The organism is Boudabousia liubingyangii, assembly GCF_001907245.1.
In the GTDB taxonomy this organism is placed as follows: domain Bacteria; phylum Actinomycetota; class Actinomycetes; order Actinomycetales; family Actinomycetaceae; genus Boudabousia; species Boudabousia liubingyangii.
Map to the genome: position 1 here is coordinate 300,964 of NZ_MQSU01000001.1, position 23,168 is coordinate 324,131.

The 23,168-nt window shown below is 56.6% G+C and carries 19 protein-coding genes; 9 read left to right on the forward strand and 10 right to left on the reverse strand.

All coding sequences use genetic code 11. The annotated features are described in order from the left end of the window. Positions 1 to 157: 157 nt before the first annotated feature. Positions 158 to 421, forward strand: a complete 264-nt coding sequence (locus BSR28_RS01370) for a GlsB/YeaQ/YmgE family stress response membrane protein (RefSeq protein ID WP_073708485.1) — start codon at positions 158 to 160, stop codon at positions 419 to 421. Between the two features lie 188 nt (positions 422 to 609). Further along, on the forward strand, positions 610 to 1,641 hold the full coding sequence (locus tag BSR28_RS01375) for a YdcF family protein (protein WP_073713115.1): 1,032 nt from the start codon (positions 610 to 612) through the stop codon (positions 1,639 to 1,641). A gap of 101 nt (positions 1,642 to 1,742) precedes the next feature. Here BSR28_RS01375 and BSR28_RS01380 read toward each other — a convergent pair whose 3' ends face one another. After that, complete coding sequence (locus BSR28_RS01380) at positions 1,743 to 3,500, reverse strand: cation:proton antiporter (RefSeq protein WP_073713116.1); 1,758 nt, start codon at positions 3,498 to 3,500, stop codon at positions 1,743 to 1,745. A 181-nt stretch (positions 3,501 to 3,681) separates the two neighbouring features. Between BSR28_RS01380 and BSR28_RS01385 the strand changes: the two genes are divergently transcribed. Together BSR28_RS01385 and trhO are read left to right on the forward strand one after the other, a co-directional pair. Continuing rightward, complete coding sequence (locus BSR28_RS01385; protein ID WP_073713117.1) at positions 3,682 to 4,656, forward strand: acetylxylan esterase; 975 nt, start codon at positions 3,682 to 3,684, stop codon at positions 4,654 to 4,656. 53 nt (positions 4,657 to 4,709) lie between these two features. Next, positions 4,710 to 5,630 carry an oxygen-dependent tRNA uridine(34) hydroxylase TrhO gene (gene trhO, locus BSR28_RS01390; protein WP_073713118.1) on the forward strand — a complete coding sequence of 307 codons (921 nt, stop codon included), beginning with the start codon at positions 4,710 to 4,712 and terminating at the stop codon, positions 5,628 to 5,630. A 233-nt stretch (positions 5,631 to 5,863) separates the two neighbouring features. On the opposite strand, the gene BSR28_RS01395 is transcribed toward trhO, so the two are convergent. After that, the gene (locus tag BSR28_RS01395; protein ID WP_233120580.1) at positions 5,864 to 7,351 is read right to left on the reverse strand and encodes a DUF1846 domain-containing protein; all 1,488 of its coding nucleotides are present in this window, start codon (positions 7,349 to 7,351) and stop codon (positions 5,864 to 5,866) included. 285 nt (positions 7,352 to 7,636) lie between these two features. Further along, positions 7,637 to 8,356, reverse strand: a complete 720-nt coding sequence (locus BSR28_RS01400; RefSeq protein ID WP_073713119.1) for a M48 family metallopeptidase — start codon at positions 8,354 to 8,356, stop codon at positions 7,637 to 7,639. A 225-nt stretch (positions 8,357 to 8,581) separates the two neighbouring features. Between BSR28_RS01400 and BSR28_RS01405 the strand changes: the two genes are divergently transcribed. Further along, entirely contained in the window at positions 8,582 to 8,977 is a 396-nt protein-coding gene (locus BSR28_RS01405; protein WP_073713120.1) for a hypothetical protein, read from the forward strand. A gap of 69 nt (positions 8,978 to 9,046) precedes the next feature. Here BSR28_RS01405 and BSR28_RS01410 read toward each other — a convergent pair whose 3' ends face one another. Both BSR28_RS01410 and ppdK read right to left on the reverse strand, forming a co-directional pair. Next, on the reverse strand, positions 9,047 to 9,466 hold the full coding sequence (locus BSR28_RS01410; protein ID WP_073713121.1) for a hypothetical protein: 420 nt from the start codon (positions 9,464 to 9,466) through the stop codon (positions 9,047 to 9,049). A 239-nt stretch (positions 9,467 to 9,705) separates the two neighbouring features. Beyond that, entirely contained in the window at positions 9,706 to 12,417 is a 2,712-nt protein-coding gene (gene ppdK, locus BSR28_RS01415; protein ID WP_073713122.1) for a pyruvate, phosphate dikinase, read from the reverse strand. A 159-nt stretch (positions 12,418 to 12,576) separates the two neighbouring features. Between ppdK and BSR28_RS01420 the strand changes: the two genes are divergently transcribed. After that, the gene (locus BSR28_RS01420) at positions 12,577 to 13,860 is read left to right on the forward strand and encodes a trans-sulfuration enzyme family protein (RefSeq protein WP_083562853.1); all 1,284 of its coding nucleotides are present in this window, start codon (positions 12,577 to 12,579) and stop codon (positions 13,858 to 13,860) included. An 83-nt stretch (positions 13,861 to 13,943) separates the two neighbouring features. Here BSR28_RS01420 and BSR28_RS01425 read toward each other — a convergent pair whose 3' ends face one another. Then, positions 13,944 to 14,582 carry a glutathione S-transferase family protein gene (locus BSR28_RS01425; protein WP_073713123.1) on the reverse strand — a complete coding sequence of 213 codons (639 nt, stop codon included), beginning with the start codon at positions 14,580 to 14,582 and terminating at the stop codon, positions 13,944 to 13,946. A 175-nt stretch (positions 14,583 to 14,757) separates the two neighbouring features. On the opposite strand from BSR28_RS01425, the gene BSR28_RS01430 reads away from it, so the two are divergent. From BSR28_RS01430 to BSR28_RS01440, 3 genes are read left to right on the forward strand one after another with little or no spacing between them, the layout of a single operon-like run. After that, entirely contained in the window at positions 14,758 to 15,225 is a 468-nt protein-coding gene (locus BSR28_RS01430) for a PTS sugar transporter subunit IIA (RefSeq protein ID WP_073708474.1), read from the forward strand. Between the two features lie 41 nt (positions 15,226 to 15,266). Beyond that, positions 15,267 to 15,548, forward strand: a complete 282-nt coding sequence (locus BSR28_RS01435; RefSeq protein WP_073708473.1) for a PTS sugar transporter subunit IIB — start codon at positions 15,267 to 15,269, stop codon at positions 15,546 to 15,548. A 55-nt stretch (positions 15,549 to 15,603) separates the two neighbouring features. Next, on the forward strand, positions 15,604 to 17,076 hold the full coding sequence (locus BSR28_RS01440; protein ID WP_073713124.1) for a PTS ascorbate transporter subunit IIC: 1,473 nt from the start codon (positions 15,604 to 15,606) through the stop codon (positions 17,074 to 17,076). Here BSR28_RS01440 and BSR28_RS01445 read toward each other — a convergent pair. From BSR28_RS01445 to kdpB, 4 genes are all read right to left on the reverse strand, one after another. Further along, the gene (locus tag BSR28_RS01445) at positions 17,030 to 17,743 is read right to left on the reverse strand and encodes a response regulator transcription factor (RefSeq protein WP_198928899.1); all 714 of its coding nucleotides are present in this window, start codon (positions 17,741 to 17,743) and stop codon (positions 17,030 to 17,032) included. The genes BSR28_RS01440 and BSR28_RS01445 overlap by 47 nt on opposite strands. A 37-nt stretch (positions 17,744 to 17,780) precedes the next feature. Next, on the reverse strand, positions 17,781 to 20,348 hold the full coding sequence (locus BSR28_RS01450) for an ATP-binding protein (RefSeq protein ID WP_073713126.1): 2,568 nt from the start codon (positions 20,346 to 20,348) through the stop codon (positions 17,781 to 17,783). 189 nt (positions 20,349 to 20,537) lie between these two features. Further along, positions 20,538 to 21,104 carry a potassium-transporting ATPase subunit C gene (locus BSR28_RS01455; RefSeq protein ID WP_073713127.1) on the reverse strand — a complete coding sequence of 189 codons (567 nt, stop codon included), beginning with the start codon at positions 21,102 to 21,104 and terminating at the stop codon, positions 20,538 to 20,540. An 18-nt stretch (positions 21,105 to 21,122) separates the two neighbouring features. Beyond that, positions 21,123 to 23,153, reverse strand: a complete 2,031-nt coding sequence (gene kdpB / locus BSR28_RS01460; RefSeq protein ID WP_073708468.1) for a potassium-transporting ATPase subunit KdpB — start codon at positions 23,151 to 23,153, stop codon at positions 21,123 to 21,125. Positions 23,154 to 23,168: the final 15 nt, after the last annotated feature.

The window sequence follows — 23,168 nt, forward strand, 5'->3', positions numbered from 1 at the left end:
AGGCGTCTGTCGAATTTCCAGTATAGTGTCCTGGCCGACAAAGTTATATGTTAGTTCACTCTCACCTAAAGTGACCCAGACAACCCAGATTAGGAATTAGGTCCCAGATTTACTAAAATATATGGGACATTTTGAATAATCTAAATCAGGAGGAAACATGCCCGGTCAAGCTATTGGCATTATCGGTTGGCTAATTCTAGGTGGTCTAGCTGGTTGGCTAGCATCCAAGATCAAGGGAACCGACGCGCAGCAGGGCGTCGTCCTAAACATCATCGTCGGTATTATCGGTGCCGTGCTAGGTGGCTGGATCCTAGGCGCCCTAGGCGTTAACGTTGAAGGTGCTGGCGTATTCTTCAGCTTCCTAACCGCCATCTTCGGCGCTGTGGTCCTATTGACCATCTTGAAGCTAATCAAGAAGTAATTCAGACTTCCAGATTTTCCCCTCCCCCGTTTGGGTGGAGGGGATTTTCTTTGCCAAGAGCTTTTCCGGCTTGCCCCCGGCGCCCAGCTTCCCTGTTTCTAGGGAGAGGCGTCGTTTCTAGGGAGAGGCACCACATTATCGGGCCCGAGGACGCGGGCCTAAGTTTTGCCTGACTATACTTACCTTTCGTGTTTAGTTATGCAGTTCCGATCTTCTTTTTAGCCCTAGCGGCATTTAGCGCCCAGCAGGACCCCCGCAAAGTCCGCATTGGCGTATTTTTGATGACCGGTGTTTTTCTAGGACTCTTAACTTTCTTAACGCGCTTCTTAAACCTAGTCGATAACCTTTCCAGCAACGACATGATGTCCGCCTACATCCTGTTGGGTCTGATCATTTTGATTCTTCTGATGATCCTGACGGTTAGTCTGGCTCTGATCGCTAACGGTATTTCGATGATTAAACGGGCGGGAACTTCCCTTCCCCATCTGCTTTCTTTATTCCTAGGTATTGGCTTACTGCTCTACCTATTCCTAGGTTTTTACAGTGTTTTAAGGCTTAGCAATCAGGTTTTTGCCACTCTCCTAGTGCTGCTGGGCGGCCCCATCGCCTTCGTCGGTTTTGGCCTATTCAGCTATGCGGTCTACCAGTGGCTTTACCTTCGTTTCGCTGCCCGCTGGGGCGGCCCCGTAACCCACGTGATCGCACTAGGATCCTCAGTTCGTTACGGTATGCAGCCACTTTTAATGAAGCGAGTCAAGACTGCCGTAGATTACGCAAACAAACACGATGCCACTCTGATTATGTCCGGCGGTAAGGGCGCGGATGAACCTAAGAGTGAAGCCGAAATGATGAGTGAATACGCCCAGTCACTAGGCTTCCCCAAGGATCGTATCCTGCTGGAGGATCGCTCTACCAATACGGATGAGAACCTGCGTTACAGCGCTCAGATTATTATGACCACCGAGCGCCACAACTCAAAGATGCGCGTAGCCGTAGTGACCAGCAATTACCATGCTTTTCGCGCTGCCCTAGAGATGCGCTCCCAGCACCTGCCGGGTTATGCGATTGGCGCCCCGGTTTCTTCCTACTACTGGCCCAGCGCCTTCCTCCGTGAATACGTAGCTATCATGCGTGATTACTGGGTGGTTAATCTGGTGGGCCTATTCTTCAGTAGCATCCCATTCCTCTTATCTCTAACCGTCTTTATCACCAGGGGCTAGGAATACCGGCCAACCGAGCCTTTTATCGAGTTAAATCTCTTAAGTATCTTTAAAAAATCGCTTAAAAGTTTCGATAAACAAGTTATCCATAATAAGGATTTCTAGTGAGTCTCCGGGTGCAGGCGTAGTTCTAAGCTGATCTGATTGGCGTCCAAAGAGTTCATCGTATCGGTCAATAACTGGGAGTCTAGGTTTCCGGCACTGCGGACTTTCAACAGGGCCAAGCGTTGTGCGTGGGTAATAGCTACCGCGTACTCGATAGCCTGTTCGGCAATTTCTTTACTAATCCGAGGGCGCTGGTTTTGGTTTAGCGCGTCAAATAGTCGCGTTGCTAGGGCGACCGCGCCCCCTCGGGCATTATTTAAGAGGGCCGCGTCCTGCGGGCCTAGGGCCTCTGCCAGACCAGCCGGGGCCGGAACTGCCTCGGCCGCATCGCACAAAATCCGCACCAAAGCCTGCCGCTCAGCGCGCGTACAGGGCTGATTCTCACTGGGCTTCACCCATTTAATGACCCAACCCAAGGTGCCGCCCTGCAGGATCAAACTCATGCTGGCCACCAAGAAAGCCGTCACCAGCAGGAAGGCGCGGTGCGGAGTGTTCAGGGGCAGGGTCTGGGCGGCCGCTAGGGTAACCGCCCCACGCATCCCGGACCAGATCATCACTACCCCATCACGGTAACCAAGGCGAGCTTCCTGGTAGTAACGCAGGTCCGCCATGGCCCGGTCGACTCGGCGTCGTAACCCACGCATGCGCAAAGGTGCCAGGGCGCGTTTTTGTTCAATCTCTTCCTCGTCAGCCATTTCGCTAAGGATCTGGTCGACTCGGCTCAGTTTCTTCTGCACTTTTACCGTGCGACGGGAAGCTTTCGGTTGCCGGGTCAGGCGCATAATGGGGAAGACCAGCAGGGTGCGCATTACCAGGGTGATGACGATTGCGATCGCGGCCATGGCCACCGCCTGGGCTAGGCCCAAAGTGTCCGCTCGCAGGTCCTCCAGCAGGGCCCCCACCTGGATACCCATCATCAGGAAGACGGCACCCTCTAGGATCAGGGAGATAACCGACCAGGTCTGCCGGGTGGTCAGGCGATGGTCCGGCGGGACCAAGGCCGCCGAATGGTGCCCCGTGACCAAGCCGGCCATCACTGCCGCGACCAGGCCGGAGGCCCCGAAGTGCTCGGCGGGTAGGGCGGCCAGGAAGGGCACGGTCAGGGACATGACGGTATCCGCGTTTGAAGAGACAATCTTGGCGCGAACCCGGATAGCGACCTCGCCAACTAGCCAACCGATAAGTAGCGCGCCAGAAACGGCCCAGAAGAAGTCCACGGCTACGGCACTGAGGCTGATGGTGCCCGCGGCGGTGGCGGCGATCGCCGAACGCAGGATTACCAGGGCGGAAGCGTCATTGATCAGGCCTTCGCCCTCAAGGACGGTGATGAGTCGGTGTGAGACCCCCTTGCTTTTTACGATGCTGGTCGCGACCGCGTCGGTGGGACTGATAATGGCACCTAAGGCAATGCCGCCCGCCCAGCCTAGGCCGGGAACGAAGGTTTTAAATAGGACCCCTAGAGCTAGGGAGGTGGCAATCACCAGCAGTACCGACAGGGTGGAGATGGGCCCCAGGTTGCGCCGGAAATCCATGACCGGCATGGCCACGGCAGAGGCATAAAGCAGTGGCGGCAGGATCCCTTCGAGGATCAGTTCCGGGCTGAGGACGAAGTTGGGAACTTGTGGGATTAGGCCCGCGGCGACACCCAGTACTAGCAGCATGAGGGGCGCGACGACACCGGTTTTTTCACCCAGTTGCTCTGAGGCGACGATAACCAAGAGGGAGATGATACCGACGATTAACAGTCCGACCATGGTTCCTCTTCCCCTCTGGGTTTTAGCTTGTGCTTATTCTAGGGCGCAGCCGTTTATACAGTCCACCCGGTTTCCACAGCTCCGCTGCTTCCACAACACGCACACTCAGGTTACTGGCGGACTCTGTTGGCTGATAATTTAGCAGTGAAAGTGTTTCCCCTAGCCGCAGGAACCCACCGCCATGTCTTTTACTGATCTTTCCCTTGAGGACCTAAAAACCTACCGCCCCAAAGTCCAGCAGCCAGAGGATTTTCGTGACTTTTGGGAGGCCACGATCGCGGAGTCTCGCGCTGCTAGTCCGGCTCTGCTTTCCGTCACCGAGGTCGAAACCTGCTACCCGCACCTGGATTTTTACGACCTGCGTTTCGCGGGCTTTGCTGGGGATGAGGTTTGCGCTTGGCTGGCTGGCCCGTCTGGCTTCCTGACCGGCCCGCCCCAGCCAACCATCATCCAGTACCAGGGTTACGGCGGGGGCCGAGGACGCCCCGGCGAGTACCTGCACTGGCCCACCTGCGGTTTTATCCACCTGATTATGGATACCCGCGGCCAGGGCGGGGACTACCGCACTGGGGATACGCCCGACCCGCACCCCAGTAGCGCGCACGCTTCAGGACAGTTGACGAACGGTTTAGAAAGCCGGGAGACCTACTATTACCGGCGCCTGATTACCGATGCGGTCCGGGTTATTGATGCGGCCCTAGAACTGGATTGTGTGGACCCGGGTCGCCTCTTCACCACGGGCGCTTCCCAAGGTGGTGGCCTGTCGCTAATAGCGGGTACCCTACACCCGCAGGTGCAGGCCATTACCGCGGACGTGGCCTTCCTAGGTGACTATCTGCGGGCCATCACGGTCGCGGACGTGAACCCCTACCGGGAGCTGCGTCGCTACCTAGCAATCTACCCCGAGCATCAGGCAGAGATCGAACGGACCCTGTCTTATTTTGACCTAGTGAACTTTGCCCGGATGGGCCAAAAGCCGGCCCTGTGGTCGGTGGCTTTAATGGATTCTTGCGTGCCGCCCTCGTCAACCTATGGGGCTTTTAACGAGTACGCGGGCGAAAAAGAAATGGTGGTCTACCCGTATAACGACCATGAGGGTGGCGGTCATTTGCAGCGGCTACGTCAGGTAGAGTGGTTGGCTCAGTTCTTGGGATAGTTGCTTGGGTTACTTGTCTGAGCAGGTCTCTCTAAGGGGGATATACTGTTCGCATGGGTTACTCAAAAACTGACTACGAAGAAAGCCGAATCCTGCTCTACTACGGGTTCGCACCACTAGAAGACCCGCAGGCGGTCATGTTCTGGCAGCGCACCCTGTGTGAAATGCTGGAACTAAAGGGACGCATCTTGGTCTCTAAGCACGGCATTAATGGCACGGTGGGCGGCAGCCTAGCGGCCTGCAAGGAATACGTGCGCCGCACTAAGGCTTTCCCGGCCTTCAAGGGCATGGAGTTCAAGTGGTCAGAGGGTGGCGCAGAGGACTTCCCGCGCCTAAGCGTGAAGGTCCGCGATGAGATCGTGGCTTTCGGGGCCCCGGATGAGCTGGAGGTCGACGATAAGGGCGTCATTGGTGGCGGTGTCCACCTTAAGCCCGAACAGCTCCACGAACTCATGGAAGAACGCGGAGATGAGGTCGTGTTCTTCGATGGCCGTAACGCCATGGAAGCCCAGATCGGCAAGTTCAAGGACGCCGTGATTCCCGACGTGCGCACCACTCACGACTTCATTAAAGAAATCGAATCCGGTAAGTACGACGACCTGAAAGATAAGCCGGTCGTCACCTACTGCACCGGCGGTATCCGCTGCGAGATCCTTTCTTCCCTGATGAAGAAGCGCGGCTTCAAGGAGGTCTACCAGTTGGATGGTGGCATTGTCCGCTACGGTGAAAAGTTTGGCGATAAGGGCTTCTGGGAAGGCTCCCTATACGTCTTTGACCGTCGCATGCACATGGAGTTTTCTGATGACGCTAAGGTCATTGGCCGCTGCGTACACTGCGACCAGCCCACTAACGATTTCCGTAACTGTTTGAACTTGCAGTGCCGTAAACAGACCCTGATCTGTGACGATTGTTTTAACAATGGGGAAAAGCATTACTGTGAACAGTGTGCGGCCCAGCCGGCAACTACCGCCTGAAGTTTAGTCAAGATTCAGACTCAGGGGACGGGGTTGGGCCCTACTCCCCCTGCTGAACTCTACTGACTACTTTTTCAAACTTAATTGGGTGTGCCCCCACGAGATTTCGTGGGGGCACAACTTTTGTCATCAGGCCTTTACATCATCAGGCTTTTGGTTAGCAGACCTTTTTAACCATGCGGCCTGCTAAGGCGCTAACATTTTGCACCATCAGATGTTCAGGCAGCTTCTGCTCACTTGCGGTAGAGGCTGGAGCCCTGGAACTTGGGTTCCGAAGTGACATTCACACCTAGGGAACGGAAGATCCCGGTATCGACCGAACCAAGAATCGTGGTGGTGTGGACCTCGGCGCCACGTAGCTTTTCAATGGCATCTAGCGCAGCCTTAGCCTTCGGGTCCGACTCAGCAGAAACCGCTAGGGCGATTAGTACTTCATCCGTGTGTAGGCGCGGGTTCTTTGAACCAAGGGACTGGGTCTTGAGCTGCTGGATCGGCTTGATTGCCGCCGGGGCCAACAGGGTAACGTCATCATCAATACCCGCTAGGTGCTTTAGGGCATTTAGCAGAACGGCAGAAGAGCAACCCAACAGGGCGCTGGTCTTGCCGGTCAGGACGGTACCGTCAGCTAGCTCAATGGCGGCGGCGGGAGCTTCAGTGGCGGCCTCGACCTCAAGGGCGGGGGTGACGACCGGGCGGTCGGTGGCGCTCACACCCAACTGACCCATTAGCAGGGCAATGCGCTCCGACTGGACCGGGTCTAGGTTATCGCGACGCTCGGCCACCAAAGCGTGGAAGTAGCGGCGGATAACTTCCTGGCGGGAAGCCTCACGACAAGCTTCATCATCACTAATGGATAGGCCGGCCATGTTTACGCCCATATCAGTGGGTGACTGGTAGGGGGAAGAACCCTGGATCTTTTCGAATAGACGGTTGAGGACCGGGAAGATTTCCACGTCACGGTTGTAGTTAACGGTCTGTTCCCCATAGGCTGCCAAGTGGAAGGGGTCAATCATGTTGACGTCGTCGAGGTCCGCGGTGGCGGCCTCGTAAGCGACGTTAACCGGGTGGTTTAGCGGCAGGTTCCAAATCGGGAAGGTTTCAAACTTGGCGTAACCGGACTTCACGCCACGCTGGTGATCGTGGTAAAGCTGGGAGAGGCAGGTGGCCATCTTGCCGGAGCCGGGGCCGGGAGCGGTCACGACAATCAGGTCGCGGGAAGTCTCAATGTACTCGTTCTTACCGTAGCCCTCTGCGGACACGATCTTTTCCACATCGTGCGGGTAGCCGGGAATCAGGAAGTGACGGTAAACCTTGAGGCCCAGGCCCTCTAGCTTGCGCTGGAAGTCGTGCGCCTGCTGGTTATCGTCCTCGAACTGGGAAATAACGACGGAACCCACGTATAGGCCATAGCCGCGGAATTCGTCGATGAGGCGCAGGACGTCCTCGTCATAGCCAATGCCTAGGTCGGCGCGAACCTTATTGCGCTTAAGGTCGCGGGCGTTAATGACTACGACTACCTCAACGTCATCCTTCATGGATTCCAGCATGACGATCTTGTTGTCCGGGGTGAAGCCCGGCAGCACACGGGAAGCGTGCATGTCGTCAAAGAGTTTTCCACCGAACTCTAGGTACAGTTTTCCACCAAACTGCTGGCGACGTTCTTTAATGTGCTTAGTCTGAAGTTCAATATAGCGGTCGTGGTCAAAACCAATACGCATCATAAAAAATACCCTCCCGGTAGTTACAAGTTACTGGCCGGTCCCGGCCTATCCAAAATTACTACCGGCCCGCCCGAACGCCCGCTGAAGCCCCGATTTTTCGCGGGAAGAACAGTAAATAGACATTTGCTTCTAGCTGCCGTATTCTTTTGTCAGTGTCGCCCCAGAAAGCAATCGGGGGCGATTTTTTGCTTTTCCGTGAAGCAGCGCATAATTCTCAGTCCGCCTCTAAGACACACTTTCTTGAACAAGAATTCAGGCCCTTACGCCAGCCCCTTCAAAAACCGGTCAGCGACCGTTCAAGCGGCGCTGCACCTGCTGCCAGTCTGGCAAGTATTGGCTCATCAGGGCTTTAAAGCGCACATTGTGGGAGGGTTCCAGCAGGTGCACTAGCTCGTGCACTACTACCATTTCGAGGGCGCGCGGGTCTTTCTTTGCCAGCTCCGAGTTCAAGCTAATGTTCCTTCGCTTGGTGGAGCAGGAGCCCCAACGACTCTTCATGGTTTTCACGGATACCCGGTTGTAGCTCAGGCCCATTACCTGCGCCCATTTTTCTAGCAGGGGCAGGCCTTCCCGGCGGACTTCCTCCTGGTAGAACTGGTTCATTACTTGCGTGCGGACCTCTGGGGTAGACCCCTCATGCACGCTCAGTTCGATTACTTGTTCTTCTGCCAGCCATGCGGCACCGGCTCGGATTCTGGCACGCGCCGGCAAGTCCAGCACCCGTAAGGGTACTTCGCGCCCCCAGAGGGGAACCTGCGCGCCGTCCTCGTAAATATTTGCCGAGGGCGCCACCGCGGGACGTTCCCGCAACTGCTGTTGGTGGTAGCGCACCCAGTCCAGTTTTTCGGCCACAAACCGGCGAATCCTGGCGTCACTGGTGCGTCTGGGTACGGAGACTCGGACCTGGCCGTCCGGGGGCACGACCCGAATATAGAGGTTCTTAATGGGCTTACGTTGGACCTGAACCGTCAGGCCCTCAATGATCATTTCGGTGCTGGCTGGCATGCTTCATTCACCCCAGGTGACACGAATAAAACCTTGAGAAAACAAGCCAACCTACCTTAATCACATTTACACATTCAGGTACTAACTAATGATCATACGGGGTTGCGTATAAAAACCCCAGATCATGCCAGCTCAATCGGTGACCGTTTTATAGACACCCCCCAGGGCTGTGTAAGATAAGTCATATGAGATAGTCTGGTTGAAAACTACTGAAGGAGCGATTCAATGAAGAAACTAGCATCCATCCTAGCCCTCTCTGCGCTAGCAGTCGGGTCCCTGACCGCCTGCAGTAGCGCGGAAGAAAAGTCCGATCTTAAAGCCTGCCAGCCTTACCATGAAAGCGCCGTAAAAATGGCGAAGGCCGCTAGTGACCTTAAAACCGAAGAAGACAGAAATAACTTCATCGCCATCATCAAACAGATGAAAGCAGATGCCACCCAAGGCGCAAAACTAGCTGAAAATCCAAAACTAAAAACCAAGTTCCAAAACCTAGATAAACCTCTAGATCAGATCATCGAGAACCTAAAGAAGAATGATCTAGACAAGGTTGAAAAAATCATGCTAGGAATAGACGACCCCTGGGAGATCTGCGCCCCGCTAATCCTAAAGCAAAACAAGTGAAGCCCAGCAGAAAGCGACCCCGCTACCGGATTAACCAGTAGCGGGGTTAATTTTCAGGCCTTTTTAGGGTCACTCGTCAGTTTTAGAGTCCTTGTGCTCTTTGACGACCTGTTCACACTTCCTTCGCAGATCGGTCATTTCGTGTGAATACTTTTTTTGGACCTCATCAACTTTATCGAGGTCTTCATCGCTCATTGCCGAACTCATATCTGAAAGTGCCTCAACAGCCATTTCGAAGTCTTTCACGAGCTCCTCACTTTTTGCGCGCTTCAAGCTACTCTTAGCTTCTTTCTTCAAATCTTTAATAAGTGGAGTCATAACTTCAAAGAAGTCCGCATCGCCAGGGCGAATAGGCTTAGAAGGAGCCTTTTCAAAAACGCTCAGATAGGATTCGCAAGCCTTAAAATCAGACTTAGGGCCACTGCTGCAACCGGTTAGAGCAGAAACTGAAAGTGCTGAAACAGCCAGCACAGAAAGCAGTTTTTTCATCTTCAAATACCTTTCAAGGTGGAGTCAGGTCTTAGCCTCATCCTATCCACAACTGTGAACCAAATCAAACACTTTCCCTGCCGAAATCACTGTTCCAACAATAAGCACTCCACTAAATACCTTCGGTAATAAAAAAGCAACCCCGCTACCGGATTAACCAGTAGCGGGGTCCTTGCTTATCTAGGCTAAGCCCGTTCGGAAGACTTTCCCCTCACGTCAGGACTTGCCTTCAGTCCAGCTCAGTCCTCAGACATGACCGCGGCGCGGCCGGCCTCTAGGCGAGCCACCGGGACACGGAACGGGGAGCAAGAAACGTAGTTCAAGCCCACCTTGTGGAAGAAGTGGACCGAATCGGGGTCACCACCGTGCTCACCACAGATACCCATCTTCATGTCCGGCTTAGCGGAACGGCCCTTCTTCACACCCAGTTTCACTAGGCGGCCCACGCCGTGAGTGTCAATGGTTTCGAACGGGGAAACACCGAAGACGCCCTCTTCCGTGTACAGGCCAAAGAAAGCACCTTCCACGTCGTCACGGCTGAAGCCCCAAGTGGTCTGGGTCAGGTCGTTCGTGCCGAAGCTGAAGAAGTCAGCCTCTAGGGCCAAGTCTTCGGCGGTTAGGGCCGCGCGCGGAAGTTCGACCATGCAACCAATCGGAATGTTCAGCTCCGTGCCGTACTTCTCTTCGGTTTCCTTGATGATTTCCAAAGCCTCATCGCGGACCAGCTGAAGTTCGCGGATCGAGCCAACCAGCGGAACCATAATCTCAGGACGCGGATCCTTACCCTTCGCCTTTAGTTCGGCCGCAGCCTCGACCAAAGCGCGAATCTGCAGGGCGAACAAGCCGGGCAAGTACAGGCCTAGGCGGACACCACGTAGACCCAGCATCGGGTTCGCTTCGTGCATCTTCCGAACCGCAGTCAGCATACGCTTATCCTTAGCCAGTTCAGGGCCGTCCTTGTGCAGGGCCTCAGCGACCGCGACCTTAACCTCAAGTTCGGTCAAGTCCGGCAGGAACTCGTGCAACGGCGGGTCGATTAGGCGCACGGTCATGGGCTTACCGTCCATGAGCTCGAGCATCTGCAGGAAGTCGCCCTTCTGGAGCGGCACTAGGGCTTCCATAGCCTCAGCGCGTTCTGCCAAGTCATCTTCGGCCAGGATCACGCGCTCAATCAAGGCGCGACGTTCACCTAGGAACATGTGCTCGGTACGGCACAGGCCAATACCCTGAGCACCGTAGCCAAGGGCGCGCTCGGTATCTTCCGGAGTATCCGCGTTAGTGCGGACCTCCAGGCGACGGACCTCATCAGCGTGGGTTAGTAGGCGATCAACGGAACGGACTAGGTCGGCCATATCCTCATCGTCACCAGCAGCCTTCAAACCGGCCTCTAGGCCATGGGATAGGTAGGTGGTGACGGGCGAGTCCACAACCTCGACCTTGCCGTCGAAGACTTCACCGGTGGTGCCGTCAATCGAGATAACGTGGCCTTCACCGAAGACCCGGTCCCCTACCCGCAAGGTACGGTTCTTCAGGTCAACGTCTAGTTCTTCCGCGCCACAAACACAGGTCTTACCCATGCCGCGGGCCACCACGGCGGCGTGAGAGGTCTTACCACCGCGGGCGGTCAGGACGCCCTCAGCGGCCACCATGCCAGGCAGGTCCTCCGGGTTGGTTTCACGACGAACCAAAATACAGGGAGTGCCCTCATGGGCCATACGGATCGCAGCCGCATTATCGAAAGCAATCTGGCCAACGGCAGCACCCGGGCTGGCCGCCATGGCGCGAGTCAACAGGGTACGGGAAGCAGAATCATCGAACTGCGGGAACATCAGCTGGGTTAGCTGAGCACCGGTGACGCGCTCTAGGGCCTCATCCGGGGTGATTAGCTTTTCGTCAATCAGCTGGCTGGCCACGCGGAAAGCCGCACCGGCGGTACGCTTACCCACGCGAGTCTGCAGCATCCACAGTTTGCCACGTTCAATGGTGAACTCGATATCGCACAGGTCCTTGTAGTGGGTTTCCAGCTTGCGCATAATCGCACGCAGCTCGTCGTAAACCGGACGGTTCGTGTCCTTAAGCGCGCTCAAAGGTAGGGTGTTGCGGATACCGGCCACAACGTCCTCGCCCTGAGCGTTCATCAGGTAATCACCGTAAACGCCAGAGTCACCGCTGGAGGGGTCACGGGTAAAGCACACGCCGGTACCGGAGGTTTCGCCCATATTGCCGAAGACCATGGTGCAGATGTTAACGGCGGTGCCCAGGTCGTGGGGGATGCGCTCGCGACGGCGGTAAATGTGGGCGCGCTCAGTGTTCCAAGAGCGGAACACGGCCTCAATACCCATATCCATCTGCTTACGCGGATCCTGCGGGAAGGGCTCACCGGTGGCATCCTGGACAATCTTCTTGAAGGTCTCAACCAGGCCCTTAAGGTCATCAGCGGTCAAGTCCACGTCAGCGGTAACGCCACGTTCCTTCTTTAGGTCTTCGAGGGCGTCAGCGAACAGGTCACCGTCAACATCCAGCACGGTCTTACCGAACATCTGGATTAGGCGGCGGTAAGAGTCCCAAGCGAAACGTTCATCGCCGGAAACCTTCGCTAGGCCGTTGACGGAGCTGTCGTTTAGGCCAATGTTTAGGACGGTTTCCATCATGCCGGGCATGGAGAACTTAGCGCCGGAACGAACGGAGACTAGGAGGGGATCCTCGGCGTCGCCCAGCTGGCGGCCTAGGGTGTCTTCCACGTCGCGTAGTGCCTGGGTAACTTCGGTTTCGAGTTCCGGGGGAACTAGGCCCTTGTTCAGGTATTCGCGGCAGGCGTCAGTGGTGATGGTAAAACCGGGGGGCACGGGTAGGCCCATCTTGGTCATTTCCGCTAGGTTGGCTCCCTTACCACCCAGCAGGTCCTTCATGTCCTTATCGCCTTCGTGGAAGTTATAAACAAATTTGGTCATTTACGTCCCCTTCGGGTCGGCGTCGCGGCGGCGCGACGGTGTTCAAAAGCGCGGGCCATTCCGCGCGATGTGCATCACGCAATAATGTAGCACACAACACTCTGAACAGTTAGGTCAGGCTTGCTTGTGACCTGGGGTACATTACGGTATTGTGATTCTATGAGTGACCACATCGAAACCCAGTTTTTACCCAATTCGGAACTGCATCCGGGAATCGGTCCGCGACAGCAAGGACGCGACGCGAAACACTCAGAGCACGCCGAAACTCGCGGTTTCGCCACCCGCTGCGTGGCCACCACCCCCAATGACTGCACCGGTGCAGTAGTCCCGCCCATCTACCTGGCATCCACCTACGCGCACCCGGTCCCCGGCTCCTGCCCCGCCCCCGCCCCCATGCCCTGCGGCACTAACGAGGACGGTGGGCACTCCTACCAGCGTTGGTCCAACCCCACCCGCGCCGCCGTCGAGGTCGCTGTCGCCTCCCTCGAGGATGCCAAACACTGTTACGCCTTCGCGACCGGCATGGCTGCCATCGCCGCCGTTTTTTCCACCATTAAGACTGGCCAGCGGGTCCTGCTTTGCAGCTCCATTTACGGGGGCACCTTCCAGTACATTTCCAGCTTCTTCCCCTCCCGCGGGATTAACTACGACCTGATCGAGGACCTGAATACCCTGCGTCCGGAACAGATCCCGGCTGATACGGCCATGATCTACATTGAATCCCCCACCAACCCCTGCCTGCGGATCGTAGACATTGAGCACGCCGCGGACCTGGCACACTCCGTGGGGGCGGTACTGGCCATTGACAATACTTTCCAGACCTCATACCTACAGCGGCCGCTAGATTTGGGTGCCGATATTGTGGCTTACTCGGCCACCAAGTACATGGCCGGTCACGGTGACGTCCTAGCCGGCATGGTGCTCATGAACGATGAGCACCTCTCTGAGCAGGTCCGCCTAGCCCAAGTGGCCCTAGGAGCACCCCTCTCCCCCTTCGATTCTTACTCTGTCATTAGGGGCCTAAAAACCATGGTGGTGCGCATGGACCGGCAGATGGAAAACGCCCAGATCCTGCGCGAGTTCCTAACCAACCACCCGCTAGTAGAACGCATCTACTTCCCCGGCTCCACCAGCGCTGACGAGGCCGCCATTCACTCCCGGCAGTCCCGCGGTGACGGTTCCGTCCTATCCTTCAACCTAGCCCCAGAAGTGGACATCTCAAAGATGGTGGCCGCCCTAGACATCATCGGTTACGCGGTATCACTTGGCGGCGTTGAAACCCTAATCTGCCACCCGGCCTCCATGACGCACGCATCCATGAATGATGACGAGCTAGCTGCCGCCGGTATTTCCAAGCGCATGATGCGCCTAGCAGTAGGTATCGAGGACGTTAACGACCTGCAGAAGGAACTGGACCGCGCGCTAAAAGCCGGGGCGGAATAAAGCCACTCCGAAATAAAACCGGAGCCGAATAAAACTAGGCCGAAATAGAACCCGGCCCAGCGCCCTCGGCAAAAAGCTAAAAACTAGCGGCCCGCGCGGGTCAAAGCAGCCTGGTAAGCGGGACGCTCATGCACGGCCTCAAACCAGCGGCGAATCGCCGGGTAATCCTTCAAGTCAATCCCAGACTGGACCGCGCTAAAAATCGCGAACTCCATCTGAATATCGGCAATGCCGAACTGGTCCTCATCAGACAGGAACTCATGCTTCGCCAAGTAGTCATTCAGGTACTTCAGGCCACCCTTAAGGTTCGGGCCCGTAAACGCCGAACCGATCGCATCGACGAACTTCTTAAAAACCGGACGCAGCAACTTGGGGCTCTGACCGGCGGCAGTCTTCAAAACCAAGCCCATCACCATGTATGGCATTAGGGAACTCTCACAGTAGGTCAGCCAGAAACGCGCCTGCGTGGAATTAGCTGAAAACTGGCCGTCGTGGGTTTGACTCAAGTGCTCCAAAATGCACTGGGATTCCACCAGAGTTTCATCCCCATCAACCAGGATCGGGGCCTTACCCAGCGGGTGCACCTGCTTCATCTCTTCCGGGGCCAGCAGCTCTTCCGTGCGGTGATACTTCACCAGGTCATAGTTACCGCCCAGCTCTTCTAGAGCCCAGGCGATCCGGAAGGAACGAGAATCATTCAAGTGATGCAAGGTAGTAGCCATAGAGCCATTTTAGCGCGTTCCTGGACAAGGGTTCACAAAACTGACTAAGGAAAGTGGCTCACATTCATGCGTAAAACGTTATATGCTAGCTGAAGTAAGCTAAGTCAGAGGAGGGGGACTTTTAGCTTTCGCCCCCATTTTTAGCTCTGACTTTCGGACACGATTCGGGGGTCGTATGAACACTAAAGATAGTTCATTCGCGGGTTTGATCACCCCGAACTGTGTCGACGCCAAAATCAGCGCCCAAGACTGGCAGGAAGCCATCGAGTACGGCGGAAAACTGCTAGTCCGTGCCGGCTACTGCACCCCCAACTACATTGAGGCCATGAAACAGGCCGTCACCGACCTGGGCCCCTACATTGTGATTGCCCCGGGGGTGGCCATGCCGCACGCCCGAGCCGAATCCGGCGTCTTAAGCCCCGGGTTGTCGGTTTGCACGCTGGCGAACCCGGTTTCGTTCGGACATAAACACAATGACCCCGTAGACTTAGTGATTAGTTTCGCAACCCTGAAAGCGGACGCGCATTTGGTAACACTGCGGCAGATTGTGGCCCTACTTCAAGACGAAGCGCGAGTCGCGGAAGTCCGCCAAGCACCAGACAGTGCGGCCCTCTATCAGGCCCTGACCAGGAAAACGAATTGACGTTACTGACGCCCCTTGGGTGTCTTAAATGAGGAGGAAAAATGCTCAATATCGCTACCGTGTGTGGCATGGGCTTTGGCACCAGCCTAATGCTGGCCATGCAGGTTCGTGACCTAATGCTAGAAAACCAGATCGACGCCAATGTTGAACCCGTCGACCTAGCCTCCTACAAGACCATGGACGCCCAGGTAGTGGTCGCTCCCCGCGACATGGAAAATCAGCTGCACGACGGCCCCGCACAGGCTATCGTCCTGATTGACAACCTAGTCGACCAAGAAGAACTCTCCCAGAAGGTTCTAGCGGCGGTCAAAACCCTGGACTAACCCCTTTGGGCCCTCAAGCTAGGGCCCATTGTTATTTCCCGACCCGGAGGCCCCGATGGCGATACTTAACGTGCTGCTGCAGTTAGTGCAGATCCCCGCCGTCATCATTGGCCTCATCGCCCTACTGGGTCTACTACTTCAAGGCAAAAGCCTTTCCGCCACCATTACCGGCACGGTCAAAACCATCCTTTCCGTCCTCATTATTGCCGGTGGCGCCAGCGTCCTCATCGACGCAATCGGCCCGATCCAGGAAATGTTCAACCTGGCGGTGCCCACCAATCACCTCAAGCCCTTCATTACTTTTGACGAGGGCGCAGTGGGGGCCATCCAGTCCGCCAACATTCAACGTTTGGGCCTGATTTTTGGCCTCACCCTAATTTGGGGCTACCTGGTCCACCTGATTATTTCGCGAATCACCAGGCACCGTTTTATCTACCTGACCGGGCACATGATCTGGATTCACGCCGCCGGTTTTGCCCTGATTTTCCACACTTTACAGTTGGGTGACTTCTGGACTATCGCCCTGGCCGGGATCGTCGATGGTGCGTATATGACGTTTGCTCCCGCCATCGCCCAACCCTTCATGAAGAAGATTACGGGACGTGACGATATTGGTTTCGGGCACGGCCAAACCACCCTGAACGTGGCCTTCGGCTACCTGGGTAAAGTAGTCGGTGACCCAAAGAAATCAACTGAAAATATGCGGGTCCCCAAGAGCCTAGACTTTTTCCGGGATGTGGCGGTATCGACCTCGGCAGTAATGCTGGTCGTGACCTTCATGGCCGCCGGCGGGGCCGTCTGGGCCAAGGGGGCCGACTATATTGAGCACGGCGACCCTCACAACCGCGAATTTGGAATCACTGGCGGGCAAAACTGGATGGTCTTTTCTTTCATGCAGGCCCTAACCTTTACCGCCGGCATGATGATTATGCTCTACGGGGTGCGGCTGCTGATCGCAGAGATCGTGCCCGCCTTCAAGGGTATTGGCATGAAGATTGTCCCGAATGCCATTCCGGCCCTAGACGTGCCCGTTATCTTCCCCTTTGCCCCCAAAGCCCTAGTGATTGGCTTGATTGTGGGCTTTGGTGGCCAGCTAGCAGGGATCGCGGTTCTAGCTGCCCTAGACTGGCCCGTCCCCATCCCCTCAGTGATTGTGGCCTTCTTTGCCTCTGGTGCGGCCGCGATCTTTGCGAACGCTACCGGTGGCTTACGCGGGGCCGTAGTAGCCGCCTTTGGCTGGGGTTTTGTGGGCTGGCTACTGATCTCTGCCGCCTATAAGTTCGACGCCTTCGGGGATCTGACTTCACTGAGGGCCACCGATATTGGTTTCACGGTCCCCGACCTAGTCATTCCCGCCCTGATCATATTGGGTCTCAAGCTTCTTATGGGTCCGATCGCCGCCGCAGTCATCCCGGTCCTAGTGGTTCTAGTGCTGGTAATTTTCAGCTTTGATACTAAGCGCCTGGTTAAGTCCCAGCCCGCTACTGAGCAGCCAGCAGACGGTAGCCCAGACCAACCTCAGTCTTAATCAGTTCCGTCTTAAGTTTCTGACGTAGCGCCCGCACGTACACGCGCAGGGAAACCGCGGTAGCCTCATCCGAATATCCCCAAACGGTCTCTTGCAGGTACTGGTGAGTCAGCACGTAACCAGGACGGCGAGCCAAAATCTGCAGCAGGTCGAATTCCTTTTTAGTCAGGTGCACTTCCTCGTCGGGCTGTCCAGCCTGATCCAAAAGCTGAACCACGCGGGCCTCAAAATCAACCGTGAAGGTATCCCCGGTAAATACTTGGGAGGCCTCTGTGGCGGCCGGGTCTTTGGGAGCACCCTGAGCAAGCTGGCTAGTTAAGCGCAGCACCGCACGGATTCGGGCCAGCAGCTCGGCCACCGAAAACGGCTTCGTCAGGTAGTCATTCGCACCCAGGTCTAGAGCCTGGACCTTTTCGGTATCGGCTTCGCGCGCACTGACCACAATGATGGGTACCGCCCCGTCTAGGCGTAGTTGGCGGATTACTTCCATGCCGTCCAGGTCTTCTAAACCCAGATCCAGGATGACCAGTTCGGGGCGGTCTTGGTAGTAGGCTTCGATCCCGCTAAGCGCATTATGGGTGATGACCACTTCATAGCCGGCCTCGGTGAGGGCTAGGCGCAGGAAGTTACAGATCCCCTTGTCGTCTTCGATTAGCAGAATACTCATAGAGTCTATTTTAGCTTGATTTCACTAAACTCTTAAGTCATTTTGTAACGGCGGTCACCTGTTCCGCGGTTTTTGGCATGGCAAAACCAACTTCTGCCCCCTGCGCGTTATTACGGGCAAACATGTGGCCACCATGCTCTTCAACCACCGAACGACAAATCCCCAGACCCAGGCCGATCCCCCGGCGAGCATCACTCTGCGCGTTATCCCCACTGAAGAAATCCTCAAAGATATGCGGCAGGATCTGCGGGTCAATCCCCACGCCATTATCGGTGACCTTCACCTGAATCCACTGCTCGGTTTCCTTCACTGAGACGGTGATTTCCCCGTCCGGGGCGGTGTGTTTAATGGCGTTATCAATCAGGTTCACCAGGACCTGGACCATTAGCAGGGAATCCATCTTTACGACCGTGGCCCCAGCCGGGTCAAGCAGCGAAATCTTCCGCTCCCCCTGACGGGTGGCGCACTTTTCGATCGCGGTTTCTACCACGTCCTCCATGACGTCCAGCTGGCGGTTTAGCTTAAAGGCGGTCGAGGTCACCTTAGTCATGCCCAGCAGGTTGTCGATAGTGCGGCTCATCTCTAGGGCTTCCTGTTTAATATCGCCCAGCAGTTCCTGCCGGTTCGCTTCGGTCAGGTCAGTACCGGAATCGATCAGGGTGTCGGCGGCTCCGGCAATCACGGCCAGCGGCGTGCGCATATCGTGGCTGACGCCGCGCAGCAGGATCAGCTTGAGGCGTTCCTTTTCGGCCTGATCACGGTGATCCTGTTCGATCTGCAGCAGGCGGACCTTTTGCGTGAAGGCGGCAGCTTCTGAAAGTACGGCCTTAAGGGCGCGTTTTTGGGCCTCATCTAGTTCCGAGTCACGCAGCAACACAATCCCGGCCAGGAAGTCATTGGCATGAATGGGGAAACAGGTAATGGGTGAGTCCTTGAGGGTGTCGGTCCCCCGCCCGGCAGAATGCAGGTTCTGCATGGACCATTCGAGGATGCCGCGTTCCTTTTCGCTTAGGTCCGGGTCGACCGCAACTTCCTCTGGGGTGAGGATGCGGGCCGGTTCAGAGATGACTTCCCCGATCACCTTGGTCAGGGCGGCCATAATTTCTTCCTCGGTATTCGCCAGGGCGAAGCGTCGGTTGGCATTTAGTAGGGCCGCCATCCGGGACGAGGATCGCGTGGCCACGCGCGTGGTTCGCCGCAGTACCGCGGTAAACATGGTGGCACAGAAGGTCACCAGCACCATTAGTAGGTAGTGGATTAGATTTTGGCGCCCCTGAATGGCGAAGGTGTAGAAGGGTTCCACGAAGAAGAAGTTATAGCTGGCGATCGCTACAACCACGGCTGCGACCGGGTAGAGGATCGAGGGCGCGAAGAAAGCTACCGCCAGCACGCCCGTGAGGATCACCCCGATGATCCCCAGGGTGCCCACTCCAAGCTGGTCGAAGACTAGGGCGGCAGCTACGGCTATCACCATGGTCAGCAGGGCCTGTAGGGCGCTGGGCAGGTTCAGGCTGCGACTGATACGCAGGCGCATCCGGTCCCAGGCGGTGAAGGAGCGGCCCTTTTTTAGCGGGACCATGTGCAATTCGGCCTCGGGCAGGGCGGCGACGATCTCATCGACAATGGACCGGGATTTTAGCCACCAGCGGGTGGGGGTTCGCCCCATGACGATTTTGGTGGCTCCGACCATGCTGGCGTAGTCGACGATTTGTTGGGCGACTTTGGCGCCTTGGACGTGCTCGATTTGGCCACCTAGGGATTTGGCTTGTTTGAGGTCCGCGTCGATTTTTTCTTTTTGGGTGTTGTCGAGTTCTTCGTGGGCGTCGGTCTCAACGTAGATGGCGTAGAAGTCGCCTTTGAGGGCTTTGGCCAGACGGGCGGCGGCGCGGACGACGCGGCCATTGTCTTGGTTTGGGGAGAGGCAGGCTAGGACGGTTTCGGTGGTGCCTAGTTGGTTTTTGCGATTGGTCTCAGAGAGTCGGGCGGCACCGCGACGCAGGGCGATTTCGCGTAGGGCGCTGAGCTTCTTTTCAGAGAAGAAGTTCTCCATGGCCTTGTCTACTTTGGCGGAGGCATAGATTTTTCCGGCCAGGAGGCGCTGGTGTAGTTCTAGGGGTTCGATGTCGACTAGTTCGACTTGGTCGGCTTGGTCGAAGATGTAGTCGGGTAGGGTTTCGGTGACGTCGATTTTGGAGACTTTTTTGATGACGTCTTGGAGTGAAACTAGGTGCTGGATGTTGAGGGTGGTGTAGACGTTGATGCCGGCGTCTAGGATGTCAAGAACGTCTTGGTAGCGTTTGGTGTGCCGCATTCCGGCCGCGTTGGAGTGCGCTAGTTCGTCGATGAGGACGGTTTCGGGTTTGCGGGCTAGGACGGCTTCTAGGTCGAGGTCGAGCAGTTCTAGGTTTTTGTAGGCGATTTTGGCTGGGGGTAGGACTTCGAGGCCTTCGACGAGGGCCATGGTGTCGGGGCGCGTGTGGGGTTCGACGTAGCCGACTACCACGTCGTGTCCGTTGGCTTTTAGTTGGTGCGCGGCTTGGAGCATGGCGTAGGTTTTTCCGGCGCCAGCGATGTAACTGTAGAAGATCTTCAGTTTTCCGCGCATTGCTTCCCTTTCTGTTTTCGCTACCACCTATTTTAGTGCGCTAGATTACTTTTGTGGAGTAATTTTGGTGGCTTTAGTGGCGGTTTTGTGCGGCACTAGGGGTCAGCTGGGACCCCCAGCGCCGTTTTTCTTTCTCCCTCCAATAGTCAGCTGGGCTGACTGGCAAAAGAAAGTCTTTTGGTTCCGCAGTTACTTTTCCGGATGATGACGGTCCAGGGCTAGGTTGACCTTGAGGACGTTCACTACGGGAGCGCCAAAGTTCCAGCTGGTTTGGCGGTCAATGATGTCGCGGACTTCGGACTGCGGGATGCCGCGAGTTTTAGCGATCCGGTCTACCTGCACCAGGGCGGCAGTCTTGGAGATCTGCGGGTCTAGGCCAGAGCCAGAGCCGGTGACTAGTTCAGCGGGGACTTGGTTTAGGTGGAAGGCTTTGGCGCGGTCCTGTAGTTCCTTCTGGTAGTCGGGGCTGGTGACGGCCTGGTTGGTGGGGGCACCGTAGTCGTAGCCGGGGAAGGTTTCTTGGTCTACCTGGTCGAAGCGTCCCCACAGGTATTTATCGTCCCGCTGCGGCTGGCTGATGAGTTCTGAGCCCACGACTTTTCCGTCTTCCTCAATGAGGGAGCCATTGGCTTGGTGCGGGAAGATGGTTTGGGCAATCAGGGTGATCACCAGGGTGTAGGCGACCCCTAGGGTGAGGGTGAAGAATAGTAGGGCACGGATAGCACGTAGGGCCCGGCTAAGGTTTTGACTCTTCATGTTCTTTCCTTTGTCCGTTTAGATTCCGGGAATCACTAGGACCAGTAGCAGGTCGATGATCTTAATGGCCACAAAGGGGGCAATGATGCCGCCAAGGCCGTAGATCAGCAGGTTTCGTTTGAGTAGTTTGACCGCGGGCACGGCCCGGTAGGCGACGCCTTTGAGGGCCAGCGGGATGAGCGCCACGATGATGAGGGCGTTGTAGATGATGGCAGAGAGGATCGCTGATTCTGGGGAGGCTAGTCCCATGATGTTCAGGATGCCTAGCTGCGGGAAGATCGGGGCGAATAGGGCCGGGATGATCGCAAAGTACTTGGCCACGTCGTTGGCGAAGCTGAAGGTGGTGAGCGCGCCACGGGTCATGAGTAGCTGCTTACCGATGCGCACAATGTCGATCAGCTTGGTCGGTGAGGAGTCTAGGTCCACCATGTTGCCGGCTTCTTTTGCGGCCTGGGTACCGGTGTTCATGGCTACTGCGACGTCGGCCTGCGCTAGGGCGGGGGCGTCATTGGTGCCGTCACCGGTCATGGCTACTAGGTGGCCTTCGGCTTGGAACTTTTTGATCATTTCTAGTTTGCCTTCGGGGGTGGCTTCGGCCAGGAAGTCATCCACGCCGGCTTCGGCGGCAATCGCTGCGGCGGTGACGGGGTTGTCACCGGTGATCATGATGGTTTTAATGCCCATGGTGCGCAGGTTTTGGAACTCTGCGGCCACCCCGGCCTTGATGATGTCTTTGAGGTAGACGACGCCCATGGCTTGGTGGTCTTTTACAACCACTAGCGGGGTACCGCCGGCCTCGGCCACCTTACGCACGTCCTGCACGCACTTTTGGGGCATTTCTTTTCCGGCCGCACGTAGGTAGTTGGTGATGGCGTCGACGGCACCCTTACGGATTTCGTGACCGTCGTAGTCCACCCCAGACATCTTGGTGCGGGCGGAGAATTCAATGAAGTGCAGGTGGCTGGTGTTTTGGCGTTCGCGGATCCCGAACTTCTTGGCCAGCACCACAATGGAGCGTCCTTCGGCGGTTTGATCCGCCAGGGAGGACAGTTGGGCAGCATCAGCTAGTTCGTGTTCGGTGACCCCGGGGGCGGGCAGGAATTCTGCGGCCTGGCGGTTACCTAGGGTGATGGTACCGGTCTTGTCCAGCATGAGGACGTCCACGTCACCGGCAGCCTCGATGGCACGACCGGACATGGCTAGGACGTTTGCGTCATTTAGGCGGGACATGCCGGCAATACCGATGGAAGATAGTAGGGCGCCAATGGTGGTGGGGGCTAGGCAGACCAGCAGGGCCACTAGGGAGGTGATGGTAATCGGGTCGGCTTTGCCTAGTTGCCCTGAGACGTAAATGGAGTAGGCGTAGAGGGCGGCGCAAACCACGATGAAGATTAGGGAGAGCGCTACTAGGAAGATCTGTAGGGCGATCTCGTTGGGGGTCTTTTGGCGGGAAGCGCCCTCGACCATGGAGATCATCTTGTCCATGAAGGATTCGCCCGGGTCGTTGGTGACGGTGATGACCAGCTGGTCAGAGAGTACCTGGGTACCACCGGTGACGGCACTGCGGTCGCCGCCGGCCTCACGGATGACGGGGGCGGATTCGCCGGTGATGGCGGATTCGTCTACCGAGGCAGCGCCTTCGATTACGTCACCGTCGGCGGGGATTTGTTCCCCGGCAGAGACCACGATGGTGTCGCCCTTGCGTAGCTGGCTGGAGGGGACGTCCTCTAGGGTGCCGTCGGCTTTTTGCCGGTGGGCGGTGACGTCGGTGCGGCCTGAGCGCATGGCGTCTGCCTGGGCTTTGCCGCGTCCTTCTGCGATTGCTTCGGCGTAGTTACCGAAGAGGACGGTGATCCAGAGGATGACCGCGATGGCGGCCACGTACCCGCTGGGGGCGTCCTTCCAGCCCCAGAGGCCGGTGAAGAAGAGGGCGGTGGTGATGATGGCTGATAGGTAGACCAGGAACATCACGGGGTTTTTGATCTGATCCCTTGGGTCCAGTTTTTTGAAAGTGTCCCCCAGGGCTCGTAGCCTAATCTCTTTAGTCATTAGTTTTTCGCTTTC